We start from the raw sequence: 14544 nt of genomic DNA, 5'->3' as shown, positions 1-14544 counted from the left end.
ATCCCCGTCGTGCGCACGCACCTGGGGCACGCGGTGACCTCCGAGTGGACGAAGATCAGGTCCGTCCGCTCCACGATCTGGACGCTCGGCGTCTTCGTGGTCCTGGTCGTCGGCATCGGCCTGCTGGCCGGGGCGCTGGTGAGCGAGAACACCGACGAGGCCTCGCTGCACGGCACCAACCCGCTCTCCTTCGGGTTCTTCGGGCTGCTCGTCGGCAATATGTGCGTCATCACCCTGGGCGTGCTGACCACCGCGTCGGAGTACGGCACCGGGATGATCCGTACGACGATGACGGCGTGCCCGAGCCGGGGCCGGGTGCTGGCCGCCAAGGCGATCGTGTTCTTCGTGGTCGCCTTCGTCGTGACCCTGGTGTCGACCACCTTCGTGGCCATGGTCCAGGCGTCCATGCTGTCCGGCAGCGGCGCGCGCACGCCCTCGGGCGGGGACTGGGCCAAGGCCACCCTCGGCGTCAGCCTCTACATCGCCCTGCTCGGTCTGCTCGCGCTGCTGGTCGGCTCCATGATCCGGCACTCCGCGGGCGGCATCACCATCATGATCGGCCTGGTGCTCGCCCCGCTGGTGCTCGCGCTGTTCATGGCCACGGACTCGCTGCGCTCGGTGCGCAACTTCCTGTTCGAGTACTCGTTCCCGAGCCAGCTCAGCGTCTTCTACGACAACGCCATCAGCAGCTCCGGACCCACCGGCTGGGACCCGCTGTGGATCATGCTGGGGCTGACCGCGGTGGCCGGCGCCGGCGCGTACGCCCTGCTGCGCGCCCGGGACGTCTGAGCCCCGCCCGCCGGAACGCTAGAACCTCGGCGCGTTACGGGACCGCTGCACCCGCGTGGTGCGGCGGTCCTTCGCGTTCCAGCAGGCCTTGTGCCAGTGGCGGCGGTCGTCCACGCCCGCGTGGTCGGGCCAGGCGACCACGTGCGGGACGGCGGAGGGGATCAGCTGGTCGCAGCCGGGGCAGCGGTAGGTCTTGCCCTCGGCGCTCGCGCCCGCGACATGGCGCACGCTCCACTCCTCGCCCTGCCAGCGCTCCGTGGACTGGAAGCCGCCGTACCGGCCGGTGCGGTCGTCCTCGGCGCTGGGGCCGGACGAGCCGGCGGCCTTCGGTCGGTTGCGGCGCGGGGACACGGGACACCTCTCGGGGCTCGGCGGCAAGCAAGGACTGCGCCCAGCCTACGCGCCGCCGACCGGGGTACGCGAAGGGTGCCAACCGGCGCAAGTCCCCCTGTGGGACGGCGGATTCTGCAGACAATCCGTCAATTACCCCACCGGGCCGTGTCCTGCGCACGTGTCAGACGGTTATGCCGGTGGGGAGCTCGGGTCGGAGCCGAGGAAGCGGGAAACGCGATGTACGTAGGAAGCTTTGTGCTGGGCGCCCAGTTCCCGGGCCAGGGCCAGGGGGAGGCACTGCACCGGGCGGTCCGCTCGGCGGAGGTCGCCGAGGAGGCCGGTCTCGACTCGGTCTGGCTGGCCGAGCACCACTTCGTGCCGTACGGCACCTGTCCGTCGGCCGTCACCCTGGCCGCCCTGCTGCTCGGCCGCACCCGCCGCATCCGGGTGGGCACGGCGGTCAGCGTACTGCCCACCGCCCACCCGGTCGCCCTGGGCGAGCAGGCCGCGCTGCTGCACCTGACGAGCGGCGGGCGGTTCACCCTCGGGGTGGGCCGCGGCGGCCCCTGGGTGGACCTGGAGGTGTTCGGCAAGGGACTGGACGCGTACGAACACGGGTTCCCGGAGTCGCTCGATCTGCTGCTGCGCTGGCTGCGCGAGCCGGCCGTGGCGGCCTGCGGCGAGCGGTTCAGCTTCCGCGAGGTCCCGGTCGTACCCCGCCCCGCCGAGGCGCTGACCGACGCCCCGGGCCCCGAGGTCGTCGTCGCCTGCACCTCCCCGGCGACCGTGCGGCTGGCCGCCGAGCGCGGGCTGCCGATGCTGCTCGGGATGCACGCGGGGGACGAGGAGAAAGCCGAGATGGTCGCCCTGTGGCGGCGCTGCGCCCGCGCGGCGGGCCGGCCACCCGAGGAGATCGCGGACGCCGGACATGTCGCGGCCGGGGTCTGCCAGCTCGCCGACCGCCGGCAGGACGCGGTGGAGACCCTGCTGAAGGCGATGCCGGGTTGGCTGAAACAGGGGCTCGACGCGCATGTGACGGTCGACGGCCGCAGGCGCGTGATGCGCGATCCGCACGCCTACACGGAACTGCTCTGCGGGCTGCACCCGGTGGGCACCCCGCGGCTGGCCGGCGACCGGCTCGCGGCCACGGCGGAGCGCACGGGCATCTCCCGCTTCGCCCTGCTGGTCGAGGGCTCGGGCGATCTCGCGGCGACGGAGGAGACGCTGCGCCGCCTGGGCGCCGAGGTGCTGCCCGGGCTGCGCTGACCGACGGACGTGGACAAGGGGCGAGCCGCCTGGGGGGCTTGCCGCCCCAGCACCGGATGCACCTCCCGCGGGTGGAGCGGCAAGCAGGCGACGCGCTGCCCCGGACGTGCCGGAGCCGCGGGTCAGCAGTCCCGGAGTTCCGGCGACTGGTTGAGCAGCTGGGCCCGCACCGAGGTGAACCGGGCCAGCCTCTCGTCCACCGAGGGGTCCAGCGGGAACACCGCCACCCGGTGGCAGTTCTGGAAGGCAAGCCGCACACCGAAGTGCCGTTGCAGCGCGCCGCGGATGGCGTCACTGGCGAGCGCACGCAGCAACTGGCCGCGCGCCTGCTCGTCCGGCGGCGGCGTCTGGTTGTCGGCGAAGGGCCCGCCGTCCACCTTCAGCTGGGCCACCAGGGAGCTGATCATCTCCCACGCGTAGGGCAGGGAGGTCCGGACGCAGTCGACGAATTCTGCTTCGTCGACCTCGCCTCGCTCGGCCGCTTCGAGTAGGGCCGGTGAGACGTCGAGCGACATGGGTTCTCCTCTCGCACCCCCGATGAACAGGGGTTGCCGGACGGACAAAGGGAGTTCGGCCGTCAAACACGCTGAGTACATGGACCGCGACCTCCCGTTCCTACGGTAGGCAACGGTCGGTGACCACACCACCAGAATGGGTATATGGAACGGTCGGGTTGTGCCCACAATCGGCCAAGGACGAACAAGAGTTTCCAGGGACAAAGCAGGGGCAAGTGGGGCGATCCGCTACCGGCGGGACCTGCGAATCGCGTGGGGCGACGGGTGTCGAGTAGCGTTGCGGACCATGCGTCTCGTCATTGCCCGGTGCTCGGTCGACTACGCCGGCCGGCTCACCGCCCACCTCCCCTCGGCGCCGCGCCTGATCCTGGTCAAGGCGGACGGCAGCGTCTCCATCCACGCCGACGACCGGGCCTACAAGCCCCTCAACTGGATGTCGCCGCCCTGCACGCTGAAGGAGGGCACGGGCGCCGACGAGGGCGTGTGGACCGTCGTCAACAAGGCGGGCGAGAAACTGATCATCACGATGGAGGAGATCCTCCACGACTCCTCGCACGAACTGGGCGTGGACCCCGGTCTGATCAAGGACGGCGTGGAAGCGCACCTCCAGGAGCTGCTCGCCGACCGCATCGAGACGCTCGGCGAGGGCTACACGCTCATCCGCCGCGAGTACATGACGGCCATCGGCCCGGTGGACATCCTGTGCCGGGACGCGAGCGGGCAGACGGTCGCGATCGAGATCAAGCGCCGGGGCGAGATCGACGGCGTGGAGCAACTCACCCGGTATCTCGACCTGTTGAACCGCGACCCGCACCTCGCCCCGGTCCGCGGGATCTTCGCCGCCCAGGAGATCAAGCCCCAGGCGCGGGTGCTCGCCACCGACCGGGGCATCGACTGCCACATCATGGACTACGACGCCCTGCGCGGCATCGAGGACGACAAGCTGAGGCTGTTCTAGTACGGCTTCAGGACGCCCGCCTGGCCATGTGGCCCGGTTCCGCGGCCGTGCAGGTGTAGTCGCCCATCGCCTCCTCGACGGCCTCCCGCGCCTGGCCGGCGAGCCCGGGCGCGAGCCGCGGCCCCGCGGCGACGATCACCGGCAGATGCCGGGCGGGCTCGGGCAGCCGCCCACGCGGGACGACGGGCAGGTTCCAGCGGTCCTCGGCCGCGGCGAACAGCAGGCTGACGCCGACGCCGGACCGGCAGACGCCGACGACGTCCTCCACGCCGACCCCCTTGTAGACCACGTGCCAGGGGCGGGACGCGCAGGTGAGGGTCTCCTCGGCGAGCTGCCGCAGCGGCGTGGTGCGGCCCGCGAAGACGGCGAGGGGCAGGGAGGCGTCGTCGAGCAGGGCCCTCTCGCCGAACCAGGCGCACTCGATGGCGCCGATGACCCGGTCCGCGTCCTTGCCGGGCTCCCCGACCTTGAGGAGCATGTCGATGGCACCCTCGGCGAGCTGGTCGGTCAGCTCGTCGCCCGGTCCCGCGAGCACGCTCGTGTCCACCAGGGAGACATGGGCCTTCAGCTCGGCGAGCAGGGTCGGGATCACGCCGACCAGGGTCTCGCAGACGCCGAGCGCCAGGCGTCCGGTGGAGCGGTGGGCGGACAGCCGGGTGACGAGTTCGTCGTTGGTGCGCACGAGCTGACGGGCGAAGCGCAGCAGTTCCTCGCCGCCGGCGGACAGGACCAGGCTCGGTCCGGTCTCGCGGAAGACGGGCTCCCCGATCAGGGCGTCCAGGCGGCGGATGTGCTGGCTGACCGCGGGCTGGGAGATGCTGAGGACCCGGGAGGCCCGGCGGAAGCCTCCGACGTCCACGATGGTGACGAGCGTGCGTAACGGACGTATGTCGAGATCGCGTCGCACAGTGTTTCCCCCGTTGTGCTGTTGCGTCAGAGGCGGCACCCCGCCAGGGGGGCGCCGCCGTCTGCGTACCTAGACCGCCTCCGGGTCCGGAGGCAGCGGTGAACGGCGCAGCATCGCGTTCACGAGCAGGTCCAGGGCGTCGGCGACCTGGTGCTGCTCGGCTTCGGAAAGCTGGGAGAGAAGGTCCGCCTCCAGGGCGAGGCGCTTGGGGAAGACGGTATCCGTCAGCTGCTCCCCGGCGTCGGTGAGGCGCACCAGGACGGCGCGGCGGTCGGCGGGGTTGGGCTCCCGCACGACGAGGCCGCGCTTCTCCATCTTGGCGAGGATGTTGCTCATCGCGGCGCGCGAACAGCCGCGCAGGGCGGCGATGTTGCGGGCGATGAGCGGTGTGTCGGCGTGCCGCAGGGTGACCATCACGTCGAGTTCGCTCGAGGTGAGCTGGACTCCGGCGAGGGTCGTGGAGGCCTCCAGTTCCACCAGGACCTGGAGGCGGCGCAGGCGTCCGAAGACATCCATGGAATGGGTGTCGAGATCCGGACGGGCCTGCCGCCACCACAGGGTGACTTGGTCGCTGGGGGTGGACGGGATCACAGAGACCTCCATATTGTTAATCACTGAACCATAGTGTAACTATCTCGGGGCCGACCGAGAACCGGCGGCCCGCGGGACCGGCAACCCACACCACGAAAGGCTCGTCGGATGCAAGCTCGTCCGCTCCACGGCACGCCTCCGGCCCGGGGCGGGGCCGTGATCCTGCTGCTGGCGTCGCTGACCGCGATCACTCCCCTGGCCACCGACATGCTCTTACCGGCGTTCCCGGACATGGGCCGCGACCTGCACGCCGCCGATTCCAGCATCCAGCTGAGCCTGACGGCCTACCTGCTGGGCATGCTGGTCGGACAGCTCCTGATCGGCCCGGTCAGCGACTCCACCGGCCGCCGCAGGCTGCTGATGTGGGGCTCCGCGCTGTTCGCCGTGTTCTCGGTGCTGTGTGCCGTCGCCACCAGCACGGAACTGCTGAATGCGGCCCGCGTCCTGGAGGGCGTCTCCGGCTCGGCCGGCATGGTCCTCGCCCGCGCCGTGGTCGGCGACTGGTACCGGGGCCAGGAGGCGGCGAAGCGGTTCTCGATCCTGTCGGTCATCTTCGCCGTGGCCCCGATCATCGCGCCCGTGCTCGGCGGTCTGATCACCAACGTCTTCTCCTGGCGGGCCCTGTTCGTCGTCCTGGCCGCCCTCAGCGTGGTCCTGCTGATCGCGGTCGCCGCCGCCCTGCCGGAGTCCCTCCCGCCCGAGCGGCGCCACTCCGGCGGCGTCGCGACGGCGTTCCGGTCCATGCGGGGCCTGCTCGCCGAGCGCCCGTTCCTCGGCTACGTACTGGTGTTCTCCTTCGCCAACGTCGCCCTGTTCTCGTACATCTCCGGCTCCAGCTTCGTCTTCCAGGACGTCTACAAGCTGTCGGCGACCAAGTACAGCCTGTCCTTCGCGGTCACCGCGGTCGGCATCCTGATCGGCGGCGCGATGGTCGGCAACCTCGCCGCCAAGGCCGGGCTGAACCGGCTGCTCACCATCGGCGTCACCGTCGGCCTGGTGGCCTCGGCCGGCCACGCGATCGTCGCCGTGACCGCGGGCAACACCCTGACCACCTCGCTGGTCTTCATGTTCCTGTGCATGTTCGCGATGGGGCTGACCATCCCCTCCATCATGACCATCGGCCAGGAGATCGGCCGCCGGGCCGGCGGCGCCGCCTCGGGCGTCATCGGCGCCGGGCAGTGCCTCTTCGGCGGCATCGCCGCGCCCGTCGTCGGCGCGCTGGGCACCGGCAGCGACAAGCCCATGGCCGCCCTGATGGTCATCGGGTTCGGGTGCGCGTTCCTGTGCCTCGTCCTCATCGCCCGTCCGTGGCAGCGCCACGGCGAGAACACCGTCCTCGGCGGGCAGGCGCCGCAGAGCGCCGCCACCGTGCACTGAGCCCGGCACGACTCGCCGCACGACTCACAGGGGGAACCGCTCATGACCGTCACCGAGACCCGCACGGACAGCGCCGCACCACCGCCCTGGGACACCCCGCCCGCCTCGGCGGCCGACGTCCTCGACCGGGCCCGGCGGACCGTGCCGTGGCTGCGGCGGGCCGCCGACGAGATCGAGGAGGGGCGCCGGCTGCCCGACCACGTCGTCGAGCTGCTCCGGGGGGCGGGGGTGTGGCGGGCGGCCATGCCCGCCGACCGGGGCGGCCCCGACCTCACCTCCGCGCAGCAGGCGCGGCTGCTGGAGATCCTCGCCCAGGGCGACGCCTCGGCCGCCTGGTGCGCGATGATCGGCATGGACTCCGGCATCTACGCCGGCTACCTGCCGGACGCGACGGCCCGCACCCTGTACGCGGACCTGGACACGATCACCGCGGGGGCGCTGCTGCCGACCGGCACCGCCGAGAAGACGGACGGCGGCTACCGGATCGGCGGCAGGTGGCGGTTCGCCTCCTGCGTCAGCCACTGCCAGGTGCTCATGGCCTCCTGCACGGTCCAGGAGCGGGGGCGGCCCGTGCCGGACCCGCTGACCGGCGAGCCCCGGCAGTGGCGGGTCTTCGCCGCCCGCCCCGAGCAGTTCGAGGTCCTCGACACCTGGCACACCACCGGGCTGGCCGGTTCCGGCAGCCACGACTACCGGACCGAGGACCTGTTCGTCCCCAACGACCACGTCTTCACGCTCGCCCGGCCCCGCCGGGACCGCGTCCTGCTGCGCACCCCGGACGCGGTGCAGCGCAAGATGCCCGGCATCCCGCTCGGCCTGGCCCGCGCCGCCCTCGACCATGTCATCGGCCTCGCGGACGGCCGCCGCGACCGGGAGACCGGCGTCCCCTGGCTCGACGATCCGCGGGTGCACGAGGCGATCGGCCGCAGCGAGATGGAGCTGGCCGCCGCCCGGGCCGGCGTCTACGAGACGCTGCGCGTCCAGTGGGAGCTGCTCGACTCCGGCGGCGGCGATCTGCGGGCCGCGCGCGTCGGCACCGCGCTGGCGCGCACGTACGCCTTCCAGACCGCCCGGCGGATCGTCCAGCGGCTGTACGACCTCGTCGGCGGCTCGGCGGTCTACCGCACGAGCCCGCTGGACCGCTGGCTGCGGGACGTCACCACCATGTGCCAGCACGCCGTCGCGCAGGACGCCGTGCTCCAGATGGCCGGGGTCATCGCCCTGGGGGGCGAGCCGCCGAACCCCGTCAACCCCGCCCTCGCCGTGTCCCTCCCGGCCGCCGGGGAGGAGGCGCCGTGAAGGTCGCCGTGATCGGGCACACCGGGATGACCGGCCGGGCCCTGACCGAGGTGCTGCTGCGCCGCGGGCACCGGGTCACCGGGGTCTCCCGCGGCCGGCTCGCCGGGCCCGCCGGGCAGCTCGCCGAGGCCGCCTGCGACGTGTTCGACGTACCGGCCCTCACCGAGCGGCTGCGCGGGCACGACGTCGTCGTCTCGTGCTTCTCCGGCGGCCACGAGGTCGATCTGGAGGTCTACTACCGGCAGGCCGAGGGCACCCGGCGCATCCTCCAGGCGCATGTCCGCTCCGGCGCCGGCTACCTGATGTACGTCGGCGGCGCGGCCAGCCTGTACGTCGAGCCCGGGCTCCAGATGTTCGACGATCCCCGGTTCCCCTCCTGGTACTTCGGCGTGATGCCCGCCGAGCACCTCACCTGGCTGGGCGAGATCACCAAGGAGTCGTTCTTCCACGAGGCCGCCCGCCGCAAGCTGAGCGGCGCGATACCTGCGGGGGCGACCGATCCCGAGCTGGAGGAGCGGGTCGGGAACTGGAGCCGCGTGCCGCTCCTGGAGGGCTGCCGGATCGCCCTGGACCTGTTCGAGCACCGGCGCGACCTGCGCTGGTCGTTCCTGTCGCCGCCGTGGCTGTACCGGCCCGGCCCGGGGACGGGCGACTACCGCCTGGGCGTCGACTTCATGCTGTTCGACCAGGGCGTGCCGGCCGGGATCGACCTGCCGGACCTGGCGCTCGCCCTCGCCGACGAGGTGGAGCGGCAGGCCCTGGTGCACAGGCACTGGACCGTCGCGGGACGCCGTCCCTGAGACAGTGCGCCGGCCCCGCGCCCGGAGCGCGGGACCGGCGCACGACGGACGGCCCCCCCCGGTCAGGTGTCCGACGTGTCCGACGGCGCCTCACGCGCCAGCCGGGCGACGAGGTCGGTGCGCCGGATCTTCCCGGTGGGGGTGCGCGGCAGCCGGGGCACGAAGCGCACCGACCGGGGCACCTTGAACGCGGCCAGCTCGCCGCGCAGCCGCTCCCTGATCTGCTCCCCGGTCAGCCGGGCGCCCTCCTCCAGGACGACGAAGGCGGCCCCGACCTGCCCCCACTCGGCGTCGTCCACACCGACCACGACGCTCTCCCGGACCCCTTCCAGGGCGTCGAGACGGGCCTCGACCTCGGCCGGGTACACGTTCTCGCCGCCCGAGATGAACATGTCCTTGACCCGGTCGACCACGTACACCTGGCCGTTCTCCAGGCGCACCGCGTCGCCGGTTCGGAACCAGCCGTCGTCCATGGCCTCGGCGGTCGCCTCGGGCTGTCCGTGGTAGCCGGTGAACAGGTGCGGGCCGCGCACCCACAGCTCGCCCGCCCCGCCCCGGGCGGTGCGCACGCTCAGGTCGGTGAAGAAGTGCGGGACGCCCGCGGACCGGGGCTCGGCGGCCGCCGTGCGCTCCGTGGCGAGGGTGACGCCCGGGGCGGCCTCGGTCATGCCGTAGCCCTGGAGGAGGGTGACGCCCTTGGCCCGCCAGGCGTCGACCACCCGCGGGTCGGCCGGGGAGCCGCCGTGGACGACGTAGCGCAGCGCGGACAGGTCCGCCTTCTCGAAGGCGGGGTCGGCGCTCATCATCCGCAGCATGGTCGGCACGGCCGTGAACGCGGTGATCCGCCGCTCCTCGATGGTCTTCAGCGCCTTGCCGGCCGAGAACCGCTGGACCAGCAGGCTGCCGCCCTTGAACAGGGTGGGCAGGCCGACCTGTCCGAGCCCGGTGGCGTGGAAGAGGGGGGCGATGACCAGCGCCCGGTCGGTGGACAGGACGTCGACGTGGGCGAGTTGGTTGACGGTGTTGAAGAGCAGGCTGCCGTGGGAGAGGACGGCGCCCTTGGGCATGCCGGTGGTGCCGCTGGTGTAGAGGATGACGGCGGGGTCCTCCAGGGTGACGTCGCGGCGCGGCGGGGTGTCCCCGGCCTCGGTCATGGCGTGCTGGCCGCCGGGGCCGCAGACGAGTGCGATGCCCCCCGAGGCGACCTCGGCGGTGGTGCGCTGGTCGTCGTCGTGGAACAGGGCGGCCGGGGCGCAGTCCTTGAGGACGTCGAGGAGTTCGGGGAAGGCCAGGCGCGGGCTGACCGGCACGAACACGGCGCCGAGGCGGCAGACGGCGAAGAACAGCTCGAACGCCTCCGGCCGGTTCCAGCCGAGGTAGGCGACCCGGTCGCCGTGCCGGATGCCCGTGGAGGCGAGCCGGTCGACGCGGGCGGCGAGTTCGCCGTAGCCGATCGGGTCCCCGTCGCCGCCGAGCGCGGGAGCGGTGGGGTCGATACGGGAGCGGCGGTACGGCCAGCTCCCGGTTCCCTGGTCGCTCACCGGGCGTCTTCCCCGGGCCGGCCCTCGACGGACAGCAGGCGCCCGATGTCGAAGAACTCCCACTGGTTGGGCGGCATCATCGCGCTGACGTGGATCGTCCGCTCGGCGAGGTCGAGGAGGAGGGTGACGTGGATGCCGGGCTTGACGGTCCAGGTCACCAGATACAGACCGGAGCGGATCAGCCGGGCCCGGTAGGGCAGGGTGACGGTGTGCGGCGGGGCGGAGCCCGCCAGTAAGCGGAAGGTGAGGGTGTCCGCTCCGAATTCCATCCGGTAATGGTTTCCGGTGGAGTACACGTATTCGACGGACATGCCGTCGAGTTCGGTGGTGGACGGCCCCCCGATCTTGTCTTCCTGTGCCGGAGGGGCGAATTCACTGGCCGTCATGATGCCTTTTCCTGTCGATATCCGGGAACCCTGACCCCGGCGAATTCGGTGATGTGCCGGGCCATGATCTCCAAATGGCTCTGGGTGTGCGGGTCCTGGCACGCCCCGGCCGGGCCGAAGCGGACGCGCGAGCTGTCGACGGCGACCCCGAGCGGGGTGGGCCAGCCGCGCAGCGCGTGGACGGTGGCGCGCAGGGAGGCGAGCGCCGAGGCGGCCCCCTGGGCTCCGTAGGCGGTGGCGAGACAGCCGACGGGGCGTGCGCTGAAGTACGGCTGCGGCCGCCGGCGGAGGTCTTCTGCGTGGTCGAGGGCGTTCTTCACCAGGCCCGACATGCCCCCGTGGTACGCGGGGGTGGCGATGACCAGGCCGTCGGCCGAGGCCATGAGGTCCACCAGGCGCCGCCGCCGGGGGTGGCCGGTGTCGTCCGGGGTGTAGTGGGGCAGGTCGAGGTCGTGCCCGCTCAGGCACACGGTGCGGGCGCCGAGCCGCTCGATCTCCTTCAGGGCTGCCCGGAGCGCCTGTTCGGTGGAGGAGCCGGGCCGAGTGGAGCCTCCGATTCCCACGATCGTCACATGATCGAGCGTCACCTGTTCTCCCTGTCGGCAAGAGGAATGAAGGCCTCCGTGGGCCGCTGAAAGGCGCGGGTGCGCATACGGAACCTTATGCGGATGACGCCGCCGGATGCGATCGCCGGCCCTTATCGGGCCGATAAGCAGTCACTGTTGGCTCCCGGCCGACGGTCGAACGTAGTGTCGTTCGCACCCACTTGAGTCCTGGCACTCATCAGCGTGTCCGCAAGCGGAAAGGCACCCTTGTGAAGGACGTCATCATCGACGGAAAGTCCCTCACGCTGGACGACGTGGCGGCCGTCGCCCGCCCGGGCCGTGCACTCGGCCTCGTCCACACCGATGTCGCGCAGAAGGCGGTCAAGCGCTCCCGCGACCTCAAGCTGGACCTCATCGCCACCGGCCAGCCGATCTACGGCGTCACCACCGGCTTCGGCGACAGCGTGGTCAACCAGATCGCCCCGCAGAAGGCCGCCGAACTCCAGCGGCACCTGGTCACCTACCACCTCAACGGCACGGGTCCGCTGGCGCCGGCCGAGGTCGTCCGCGCCACCCTCCTCATCCGCGCCAACTGCCTGGCCCGCGGCAACTCCGGCGTCCAGCCGGACGTCATCGGCCTGCTGCTGGACTTCCTGCGCCACGACATCCTCCCCCGGGTGCCCGAGCGCGGCTCGGTCGGCGCCTCCGGCGACCTCGTTCCTCTCTGCTACGTCGCCAACACCCTGTTCGGGGAGGGCGAGGTCGAGTACCGGGGCGAGGTCCGGCCCGCGGCCGACGTCCTGGCGGAGCTGGGGCTCACGCCCGTCGTGCCCGAGGCCAAGGACGGCCTCGGCCTGATCAACGGCACCAGTTTCTCGGCCGCGTTCGCCGTCCTCGCCACCCAGGACGCCGCGCAGCTCGCGCGGGTCGCCGATCTCGCCACCGCCCTGGCCAGCGAGGCCCTCCTGGGCAACCGCGGGCACTTCGACTCCTTCATCCACGAGCAGCGCCCCCACCGCGGGCAGCTCGCCTCGGCCGCCCACCTCGGCCGGCTCCTCGACGGCTCCGGCCTGTCCCTCCCGCACGACCAGGTCGTCGGCTCCAACGACCCGCTCGACGGCAAGGGCCACGGGAAGCTCAAGCGCTCCATCCAGGACCGCTACTCGCTGCGCTGCGCCCCCCATGTCGCCGGGGTGCTGCGGGACACGATCGAGTGGGTGGACGGCTGGCTGGAGACGGAGATCAACGCCTCCACCGACAATCCGCTCTTCGACGCCGAGAACGGCCGGGTGCACTCGGGCGGGAACTTCTACGCCGGCCATGTCGTGCAGGCCATGGACGCGCTGAAGGTCGCCGTCGCCTCCGTCGCCGACCTGCTGGACCGCCAGCTCCAGCTCCTGGTCGACGCCAAGTACAACAACGGCCTGACCGAGAACCTCATCCCCCACACCGCGGGCGACGCCTGGGAGAAGGGCCTGCACCACGGCTTCAAGGGCATGCAGATCGCCTGCTCCGCGCTGACCGCCGAGGCGCTCAAACACGCCGGGCCCGCGACCGTGTTCTCCCGCTCCACCGAGGCCCACAACCAGGACAAGGTGTCCATGGCGCCGATAGCCGCCCGCGACGCCCGCCGCATCGTGGAACTCACCCAGGAGGTCGCCGCGATCCAGATCCTGGCCGCCTGCCAGGCCCTCGATCTGCGCGGCACCGCCGAGATGGCCCCGCGCACCAGGGCCGTCCACGCCCTGGTCCGCACGCGGGTGCCGTTCGTGGACGCCGACCGGCGGATGGACGGCGACATCGCCGAGGTCGTCGCGCTCATCCGCTCGGGCGCCCTGCTGGCCGCCACCGGCACGGAAGGGGAACTCCGGTGACGCGCACGGCGCAGGCCGACCCGGTCCTGCTGGGCATCGCCGCCGAACTGCCCGCGTCCGCCTTCACCACGGACGAACTCCTGGATTCCAGCCGTCACCTGATGTCCGACCGACTCGCCGCCATGCTCACCACCCTGGGCATCGACAAGCGGCACTCGGTCCTCGTCAACTACCCCGACGTCGTCTTCAAGGGCGCCGAACCCGAGACCGGCGTCCTCACCGCGGACCTCGCCGTCGCGTCGGCGCGGGCCGCCCTCGGCAAGGCGGGCACCGACCCGGCCGGCATCGGGCTCGTCCTCGGCGTCACCTCCAGCCCCGGCCGCCTGCTGCCCTCGCTGGTGTGCGACGTGATCGCCAAAATGCCCGAACTCCCGCGCGACTGCGCCAACCTCGCGATCGAGTACATGGGCTGCTCGGCCATGGCCAAGGTGGTGGACACCGCCCGCTGGTACCTGACCGCCAACCCGGGCCGCCGGGTGCTCGCGGTGTTCACCGAGGCCATCACGCCGCTGTCCCCGCCGCTGGACGGCACCCTGTACCGGCACTTCTCCGAGACCGCGCCCGCCGAGCGGCAGCGCACGGTCGACGCGCTGCACTCGTTCCTGTTCGCCGACGCCTCCGTGGCCATGGTCCTCGGCGACGAGGGCGAGGGCCCGGTGTTCGGGCCGGTCGCCAACCTGACCAACGACCTGCCCGAGGACACCGAGCTGGGCACGGTCCCCGACGGCGGCTCCGACATCCCCGTGGTCATCGCCGACCACGGCCGCCGCCTCTACACCCTCTCCCCCGACGTCACCCCACGCGGCGGCCACTACGCCACCACCACCGCCGCGGCCGCCCTCGCGGGCTCCTCGCTGGCGTCGGCGGCGGACGCGTCGGTGCTGCTGATGCACACCGGCAGCACCCGCATCCTGGACTCGCTGTGCGCCGGGTTCGGCGTCGACCCGCACGGCGCGAAGGCGGCGTCGTCGTACCGGGTGCTGCGCGACCACGCCAACACCCTCGGCTGTTCGGTGCCGTTGATGTTCGCGGAGGACACCCCGCGTCCGGCCGGGGAGGGGCTGGCGATCGCCTTCGGCCTCTCCTTCTCCGCGGGCGCCTTCACCGTCCGCTTCCCGGACGGCGGCTGGCGCCCCTGACCGGCCGGGCGGCGGCCCCGCCCGGCCGAGCGCCCCTACAGCGCGGGCCCCGCGTCCGTCGGGGCGCCGGCGGCCGTCTGCGGCGGCGCGGGCGGGGGGGGGGCGGGCGGCGGGGGGGGGGGGCGGGGGGGAGGGGGGGGCGGGCGGGGGGGGGGGGGCGGGGGGGGGGGGCGGGGGGCGGGGGTGGGCGGGGCTGGGGGGGGCAACAGGGCGGGGAGGGTCGG

15 protein-coding genes are annotated in these 14544 nt (G+C 72.6%); 8 read left to right on the top strand and 7 right to left on the bottom strand.

Features of this window, described 5'->3' with window-relative positions; translation table 11 throughout:
* A complete protein-coding gene (locus FRZ03_RS29350) occupies window positions 1-789 on the top strand; it encodes an ABC transporter permease (RefSeq protein WP_146468207.1) in 789 nt (262 codons plus the stop codon).
* Between the two features lie 18 nt (window positions 790-807).
* Here the strand turns inward: FRZ03_RS29350 and FRZ03_RS29345 are convergent, their stop codons facing one another.
* Entirely contained in the window at window positions 808-1140 is a 333-nt protein-coding gene (locus tag FRZ03_RS29345; protein ID WP_146468114.1) for an ATP/GTP-binding protein, read from the bottom strand.
* A 219-nt stretch (window positions 1141-1359) separates the two neighbouring features.
* Here FRZ03_RS29345 and FRZ03_RS29340 point away from each other — a divergent pair, with 219 nt between their 5' ends.
* Window positions 1360-2388 (top strand): LLM class flavin-dependent oxidoreductase, encoded by a 1029-nt coding sequence (locus FRZ03_RS29340; RefSeq protein WP_146468113.1) that lies wholly within the window; start codon window positions 1360-1362, stop codon window positions 2386-2388.
* 122 nt (window positions 2389-2510) lie between these two features.
* On the opposite strand, the gene FRZ03_RS29335 is transcribed toward FRZ03_RS29340, so the two are convergent.
* Window positions 2511-2903: an SCO5389 family protein gene (locus FRZ03_RS29335; protein WP_070027781.1), complete on the bottom strand. Its 393-nt coding sequence runs from the start codon at window positions 2901-2903 to the stop codon at window positions 2511-2513.
* Between the two features lie 286 nt (window positions 2904-3189).
* Here FRZ03_RS29335 and nucS point away from each other — a divergent pair, with 286 nt between their 5' ends.
* Window positions 3190-3861, top strand: a complete 672-nt coding sequence (gene nucS / locus FRZ03_RS29330; protein WP_146468112.1) for an endonuclease NucS — start codon at window positions 3190-3192, stop codon at window positions 3859-3861.
* A gap of 7 nt (window positions 3862-3868) precedes the next feature.
* Here nucS and FRZ03_RS29325 read toward each other — a convergent pair whose 3' ends face one another.
* The gene (locus FRZ03_RS29325; RefSeq protein ID WP_186785684.1) at window positions 3869-4768 is read right to left on the bottom strand and encodes a LysR family transcriptional regulator; all 900 of its coding nucleotides are present in this window, start codon (window positions 4766-4768) and stop codon (window positions 3869-3871) included.
* A 69-nt stretch (window positions 4769-4837) separates the two neighbouring features.
* The gene (locus FRZ03_RS29320; protein ID WP_186785683.1) at window positions 4838-5359 is read right to left on the bottom strand and encodes a MarR family winged helix-turn-helix transcriptional regulator; all 522 of its coding nucleotides are present in this window, start codon (window positions 5357-5359) and stop codon (window positions 4838-4840) included.
* A gap of 108 nt (window positions 5360-5467) precedes the next feature.
* Between FRZ03_RS29320 and FRZ03_RS29315 the strand changes: the two genes are divergently transcribed.
* The 3 genes from FRZ03_RS29315 to FRZ03_RS29305 are packed head-to-tail and all read left to right on the top strand — an operon-like array spanning window position 5468 to window position 8835.
* Entirely contained in the window at window positions 5468-6736 is a 1269-nt protein-coding gene (locus FRZ03_RS29315) for a multidrug effflux MFS transporter (RefSeq protein ID WP_146468109.1), read from the top strand.
* 42 nt (window positions 6737-6778) lie between these two features.
* Entirely contained in the window at window positions 6779-8035 is a 1257-nt protein-coding gene (locus FRZ03_RS29310; RefSeq protein WP_146468108.1) for an acyl-CoA dehydrogenase family protein, read from the top strand.
* A complete protein-coding gene (locus tag FRZ03_RS29305; RefSeq protein WP_146468107.1) occupies window positions 8032-8835 on the top strand; it encodes an NAD(P)-dependent oxidoreductase in 804 nt (267 codons plus the stop codon). Before FRZ03_RS29310 ends, FRZ03_RS29305 begins: the two co-directional genes overlap by 4 nt.
* A 62-nt stretch (window positions 8836-8897) precedes the next feature.
* Here the strand turns inward: FRZ03_RS29305 and FRZ03_RS29300 are convergent, their stop codons facing one another.
* Genes FRZ03_RS29300 through FRZ03_RS29290 form a run of 3 tightly spaced genes read right to left on the bottom strand, consistent with a single transcriptional unit; the run spans window position 8898 to window position 11349 of the window.
* Window positions 8898-10376 carry an AMP-binding protein gene (locus FRZ03_RS29300; RefSeq protein ID WP_146468106.1) on the bottom strand — a complete coding sequence of 493 codons (1479 nt, stop codon included), beginning with the start codon at window positions 10374-10376 and terminating at the stop codon, window positions 8898-8900.
* Window positions 10373-10762: a MoaF-related domain-containing protein gene (locus FRZ03_RS29295; RefSeq protein WP_146468105.1), complete on the bottom strand. Its 390-nt coding sequence runs from the start codon at window positions 10760-10762 to the stop codon at window positions 10373-10375. Before FRZ03_RS29295 ends, FRZ03_RS29300 begins: the two co-directional genes overlap by 4 nt.
* On the bottom strand, window positions 10759-11349 hold the full coding sequence (locus FRZ03_RS29290) for an NADPH-dependent FMN reductase (RefSeq protein ID WP_146468104.1): 591 nt from the start codon (window positions 11347-11349) through the stop codon (window positions 10759-10761). The genes FRZ03_RS29295 and FRZ03_RS29290 overlap by 4 nt, the downstream gene beginning before the upstream one ends.
* A gap of 227 nt (window positions 11350-11576) precedes the next feature.
* On the opposite strand from FRZ03_RS29290, the gene FRZ03_RS29285 reads away from it, so the two are divergent.
* The gene (locus FRZ03_RS29285; RefSeq protein WP_186785682.1) at window positions 11577-13181 is read left to right on the top strand and encodes an HAL/PAL/TAL family ammonia-lyase; all 1605 of its coding nucleotides are present in this window, start codon (window positions 11577-11579) and stop codon (window positions 13179-13181) included.
* Window positions 13178-14320, top strand: coding sequence for a beta-ketoacyl-[acyl-carrier-protein] synthase family protein (locus tag FRZ03_RS29280; protein WP_186785681.1), 1143 nt, complete (start codon window positions 13178-13180; stop codon window positions 14318-14320). The genes FRZ03_RS29285 and FRZ03_RS29280 overlap by 4 nt, the downstream gene beginning before the upstream one ends.
* Window positions 14321-14544: the final 224 nt, after the last annotated feature.

Source organism: Streptomyces misionensis, from assembly GCF_007896895.1.
In the GTDB taxonomy this organism is placed as follows: Bacteria; Actinomycetota; Actinomycetes; order Streptomycetales; family Streptomycetaceae; genus Streptomyces; species Streptomyces misionensis_A.
Note: the sequence above shows the minus strand (reverse complement) of the source record. Positions and strands in the feature narration are given on the sequence as shown.